Consider the following 5,712-nt stretch of genomic DNA (forward strand, 5'->3'; position numbering starts at 1 on the left):
CGTCGATCCCGACCCCGCCTCGCTCACCCAGATCCTGCGCAGCGTCGTCGGCTACCTCACCGTGCCCGGCTACCGCGAGATGTTCGCGGCGGCGGGCTTCGGCGAGGCCGTCGACCTGGCCCGTACGGGTGCCGACGCCGACACGCTGCTCCGGGCCCTGCCGGTCGAGGCCGCGGCCACGGTCGGCCTGATCGGCACCCCCGACACCGTACGGGCCCGCATGGACGCCTACGCGGCGGCCGGCCTGGACGAGCTCGCCCTGGTCCCGGCCACGGCGGGCGACCCCGACGGTGAACGCACCCTGACGGCGCTCGCGCCGGGCCGGGGGGTTCCGTCCGGGTCCCGCTGAGGTCACGGGCCCCGGTACGCGCCCCCGGAGGGGCCCCCTCGCCCCCACCCGGGCCGGCCACAAGGCGCGGGAGGCACCGCCGACGGGTCTTCCCGGGGCGGGCGGGCCTCAGCCCCCGTACGCTCCCGAGGCGGTCAGCCGCAGGGCCGTGTCGATGAGGGGGACGTGGCTGAAGGCCTGCGGGAAGTTGCCGACCTGGCGCTGCAGGCGCGGGTCCCACTCCTCTGCCAGCAGGCCGAGGTCGTTGCGCAGGGAGAGCAGCTTCTCGAAGAGCTTCCGCGCCTCGTCCACCCGGCCGATCATCGCCAGGTCGTCCGCCATCCAGAACGAGCAGGCGAGGAACGCGCCCTCGTCGCCCGGCAGGCCGTCGACGCCCTCGTCCTTGCCCTCCGTCGGGTAGCGCAGGATGAAGCCGTCGGAGGTGGACAGCTCGCTCTGGATCGCCTCGACGGTGCCGATCACGCGCTTGTCGTCCGGCGGCAGGAAGCCCACCTGCGGGATCAGCAGCAGGGAGGCGTCCAGCTCCTCGGAACCGTAGGACTGCGTGAAGGTGTTGCGTTCCTTGTCGTAGCCCTTCTCGCACACGTCCCGGTGGATGTCGTCGCGCAGCTGCTTCCACTCCTCCAGCGGGCCGTCGGCGTCACCGGACTCGATCAGCTTGATGGTGCGGTCGACGGCGACCCAGGCCATCACCTTGGAGTGCACGAAGTGGCGGCGCGGGCCGCGCACCTCCCAGATGCCCTCGTCCGGCTCCTGCCAGTGCTTCTCCAGGTAGCGGATCAGCTTGAGCTGGAGCAGCGAGGCGTAGTCGTTGCGGGCCAGACCGGTCATGTGGGCCAGGTGCAGGGCCTCGGTGACCTCGCCGTACACATCGAGCTGGAGCTGGTGCGCGGCGCCGTTGCCCACCCGGACCGGGGCGGAGTTCTCGTAGCCGGGCAGCCAGTCCAGCTCCGCCTCGCCGAGCTCGCGCTCACCGGCGATGCCGTACATGATCTGCAGGTTCTCCGGGTCGCCCGCCACCGCGCGGAGCAGCCACTCGCGCCAGGCGCGGGCCTCCTCGCGGTAGCCGGTGCGCAGCAGCGACGACAAGGTGATCGCCGCGTCCCGCAGCCAGGTGTAGCGGTAGTCCCAGTTGCGGACGCCGCCGATGTCCTCCGGCAGGGAGGTGGTGGGCGCGGCCACGATGCCGCCGGTCGGGGCGTACGTCAGGGCCTTGAGCGTGATCAGGGAGCGGATCACGGCCTCGCGGTAGGGGCCGTGGTACGTACAGTGCTCCACCCACTCGCGCCAGAACTCCTCGGTCGCCTCCAGCGACTGCTCCGGCTCCGGCAGCGGCGGGGGCTGCTTGTGCGAGGGCTCCCAGGAGACGGTGAACGCGATCCGCTCGCCCGGTGAGACCGTGAAGTCCGAGTACGTGGTCAGCGACTCGCCGTAGGTCTGCACGGGAGTGTCGAACCACACGGAGTCCGGGCCCGCGACGGCGACCGTGCGCCCCTCGTGCCGGTGCACCCACGGGACGATCCTGCCGTAGGAGAACCGCATCCGCAGCGCCGAGCGCATGGGGACCCGGCCCGAGACGCCCTCCACGATCCGGATGAGCTGCGGGGCCCCGTCGCGCGGGGGCATGAAATCCGTCACCCGGACCGTGCCGCGCGGGGTGTCCCACTCCGATTCCAGGATCAGCGAGTCGCCGCGGTAGCCGCGCCGGGTCGCCGCGGGCGGTTCCGCGTCGTCGGCGTGCGCGGGGCCCAGCCGCCAGAAGCCGTGCTCCTCGGTGCCCAGCAGGCCGGCGAAGATGGCATGGGAGTCGAAACGGGGCAGGCACAGCCAGTCCACCGTGCCGTCCCGGCAGACCAGCGCGGCGGTCTGCATGTCTCCGATGAGTGCGTAGTCTTCGATGCGCCCGGCCACGTGCAACTCCAGTCGAACGGCCACGTCACCCCTCAAGGGGGCTGTCGCTTGGTGCGGTCAAGGGGTTTTGAATTGCGTCGTTGAGCTGTGAAGCAAAGCAGTCGCCCAGCCTCGCATGCAAAGTGCCGATCTCTGCTCAACGAACTGACGAGCTCACGTTGTTCCGGAGGTCACGGGCGGGGGTGGTGCCGTTCGGCCGGCCGGGCTCGGCAGCGAGTGTCCGAGCAGGATACGACGCACGTAGATGATCTGTGTGCCGCTCCGGACAACCGGGCTCCGCCGAACGAGTGACCAACGAGTGAGGGTCCCGTGTGCGGTGCTCGTCCGTGGCGGCGCGTGCGCGGAGCGTGGCCGGGCGCCATCCCCCCGCGGCGCTGATACGCTGGTAGCCCGTGGACCGGTGGGCGAGAAAGCCCCGGAACCGCACCCACAAGCCGCGACCACGGGAGCCCCCTCTTGGCCATGCCGCCCAAATCCTCGACGACCAAGCACATCTTCGTCACCGGGGGTGTCGCCTCCTCGCTCGGCAAGGGGCTCACCGCCTCCAGCCTGGGCATGCTGCTCAAGGCCCGGGGTCTGCGCGTCGTGATGCAGAAGCTCGACCCGTACCTCAACGTCGACCCGGGGACGATGAACCCCTTCCAGCACGGTGAGGTCTTCGTCACCAACGACGGCGCCGAGACCGACCTGGACATCGGCCACTACGAGCGGTTCCTCGACCGCGACCTGGACGGCTCGGCCAACGTCACCACCGGCCAGGTCTACTCGACGGTGATCGCCAAGGAGCGGCGCGGCGAGTACCTGGGCGACACCGTGCAGGTCATCCCGCACATCACCAACGAGATCAAGCACCGCATCCGCCGCATGGCGACCGACGAGGTCGACGTGGTCATCACGGAGGTCGGCGGCACGGTCGGCGACATCGAGTCGCTGCCGTTCCTGGAGACCGTCCGCCAGGTCCGGCACGAGGTCGGCCGGGACAACGTGTTCGTGGTGCACATCTCGCTCCTGCCGTACATCGGCCCCTCGGGTGAGCTGAAGACGAAGCCGACCCAGCACTCGGTCGCCGCACTGCGCAACATCGGTATCCAGCCGGACGCGATCGTGCTGCGCTGCGACCGCGAGGTGCCCACCGCGATCAAGCGGAAGATCTCGCTGATGTGCGACGTGGACGAGGCCGCCGTGGTGGCCTGCCCCGACGCCCGCTCGATCTACGACATCCCGAAGGTCGTGCACGCCGAGGGTCTGGACGCCTATGTCGTGCGCAAGCTCGACCTGCCGTTCCGGGACGTGGACTGGACGACCTGGGACGACCTGCTCGACCGCGTCCACAACCCCGACCACGAGATCGTCATGGCCCTGGTCGGCAAGTACATCGACCTGCCCGACGCCTACCTCTCGGTCACCGAGGCGCTGCGCGCGGGCGGCTTCGCCAACAAGGCCCGCGTGAAGATCAAGTGGGTCACCTCCGACGACTGCAAGACCCCGGCCGGCGCCCAGGCGCAGCTCGGCGACGTCGACGCCATCTGCATCCCCGGCGGCTTCGGCGACCGCGGTGTCCTCGGCAAGGTCGGCGCGATCAAGTACGCCCGCGAGAACCGCATCCCGCTGCTGGGCCTGTGCCTGGGCCTGCAGTGCATCGTGATCGAGGCCGCGCGCAACCTCGCGGACGTCTCCGACGCCAACTCCACCGAGTTCGACCCGGGCACCGCCCACCCGGTGATCTCCACCATGGCCGAGCAGATGGACATCGTCGCCGGTGAGGGCGACATGGGCGGCACCATGCGGCTCGGCATGTACCCGGCGAAGCTGGCCGAGGGCTCCATCGTGCGCGAGGTGTACGACGGCAAGGAGTACGTGGAGGAGCGCCACCGGCACCGCTACGAGGTGAACAACGCCTACCGCGCGGAGCTGGAGAAGAAGGCGGGCATCGTCTTCTCCGGCACCTCCCCGGACGGCAAGCTCGTCGAGTACGTCGAGTACCCGCGCGAGGTCCACCCGTACCTGGTCGCGACCCAGGCGCACCCGGAGCTGCGCTCGCGGCCGACCCGTCCGCACCCGCTCTTCGCGGGCCTGGTGAAGGCCGCGGTCGAGCGGAAGATCTCGAAGTAACACACCCGGTTGTACGGTTGCCGGGGCGCGAACCTTCAAGAGGTGCGCGCCCCGGCCACTTTTTCGCACATGTTCACGCACGGCACGCGCACGGCCGCCGTACGTCGGGAAGGACAGCCATGACGATCAAGGACACCCCGGAGGAGTGGGAGGTCCGCGGGACCGGGACCCCGTTCACGGGCAACAAGACCTCCGTCCGCACCGACGACGTGGTCATGCCCGACGGAACCGTGGTCCACCGCGACTACCAGGTCCACCCCGGGTCCGTGGCCGTACTCGCCCTCGACGACGCCGACCGGGTGCTGGTGCTGCGCCAGTACCGCCACCCCGTGCGCCACAGGCTGTGGGAGATCCCGGCCGGCCTGCTCGACGTGCCCGGAGAGAACCCGCTGCACGCCGCCCAGCGCGAACTGTACGAGGAGGCGCACGTCAAGGCGGAGGACTGGCGGGTGCTGACCGACGTCTACACCACGCCCGGCGGCTGCGACGAGGCCGTACGGATCTTCCTCGCGCGGGGGCTGTCCGAGGCCGAGGGCGAGCGGTTCGAGGTCGAGGACGAGGAGGCCGACATGGAACTGGCCCGGGTCCCGGCCGAGGAGCTGGTGCGCGGCGTGCTCGCCGGCGAGCTGCACAACAACTGCCTGGTGGTGGGCGTCCTGTCGCTGGTCGCCGCGCGGGCCGGGGACGGCCTGGACGCGCTGCGTCCGGCTCAGGCGCCGTGGCCGGCGAGGCCGTTCGAGGCCTGACGCCGGCGGGGGTCCCCTTGAGCGCCCTCGCCGCCCCATCCCGTCCCGGACCCGGGGCCTCCGCCCCGAACCCCGCTCCTCCGACTCCTCCGGAGGGGCCGACGCCTCCGGTGCCGTCGGGCTGACGGTCTTACGATCGGTTGATCCGATCGGGGGGAGTCCTGCCCCGCCGCAGTGCTCCTCACGGAACGTCGCGGAGCGTGAACTAGGCTCTGGAAAACGCCCGGTCCGGAGCCCCGGCGGGCTTGCGCGCGCGGTGGGACGGGAGTGAGGCCCGTGACGGATCAGGCGGTGGACCCGGACGGTGTGCGGCTCCTTCGGGACGTCGCCGACGAGGGTCGATTCCTGGGCCGTACCAGGGAGTTGAAGGAGTTGCGCGCCGACATCGAGCGCGCCGGACTGGACACCCTCTCCGGCCGCAAGGCGCCCCGTGCGCGCGTCCTGCTCATCGCCGGCCGGCCCGGCTCCGGCCGGAGCGCCCTCGCCGGGGAACTCGTGCGCCAGGTCGCCGACCGCTACCCCGACGGCGTGCTGCGCGCCCGGCTGAGCGAACCCGACGGCACGCGCGTGCCCGTCGAGCGCGTCGCGCGGGAG

The 5,712-nt window shown here is 71.2% G+C and carries 3 protein-coding genes and 2 pseudogenes; 4 read left to right on the forward strand and 1 reads right to left on the reverse strand.

The genetic code is table 11. The features are described 5' to 3' along the window. Window positions 1-349, forward strand: a pseudogene (locus tag B7767_RS24820) (LLM class F420-dependent oxidoreductase); the annotation flags it as partial. Window positions 350-457: 108 nt separating this feature from the next. Here the strand turns inward: B7767_RS24820 and B7767_RS24825 are convergent. Next, window positions 458-2,260 (reverse strand): glycoside hydrolase family 15 protein, encoded by a 1,803-nt coding sequence (locus B7767_RS24825; RefSeq protein WP_085574146.1) that lies wholly within the window; start codon window positions 2,258-2,260, stop codon window positions 458-460. Between the two features lie 462 nt (window positions 2,261-2,722). On the opposite strand from B7767_RS24825, the gene B7767_RS24830 reads away from it, so the two are divergent. The 3 genes and pseudogenes from B7767_RS24830 to B7767_RS24840 form a co-directional block, all read left to right on the forward strand. Next, a complete protein-coding gene (locus B7767_RS24830; RefSeq protein ID WP_085574147.1) occupies window positions 2,723-4,372 on the forward strand; it encodes a CTP synthase in 1,650 nt (549 codons plus the stop codon). 119 nt (window positions 4,373-4,491) lie between these two features. Next, complete coding sequence (locus B7767_RS24835; protein WP_085574148.1) at window positions 4,492-5,118, forward strand: NUDIX hydrolase; 627 nt, start codon at window positions 4,492-4,494, stop codon at window positions 5,116-5,118. A gap of 276 nt (window positions 5,119-5,394) precedes the next feature. Then, a pseudogene (locus tag B7767_RS24840) lies at window positions 5,395-5,712 on the forward strand (hypothetical protein); the annotation flags it as partial.

Origin of the sequence: Streptomyces sp. 13-12-16 (assembly GCF_002114215.1) — a bacterium.
Lineage (GTDB): Bacteria > Actinomycetota > Actinomycetes > Streptomycetales > Streptomycetaceae > Streptomyces.

Coding starts and splice junctions, on each gene's coding strand:
- B7767_RS24835 (WP_085574148.1), top strand. CDS start 4,492: ATGACGATCAAGGACACCCCGGAGGAGTGGGAGGTCCGCGGGACCGGG.
- B7767_RS24830 (WP_085574147.1), top strand. CDS start 2,723: ATGCCGCCCAAATCCTCGACGACCAAGCACATCTTCGTCACCGGGGGT.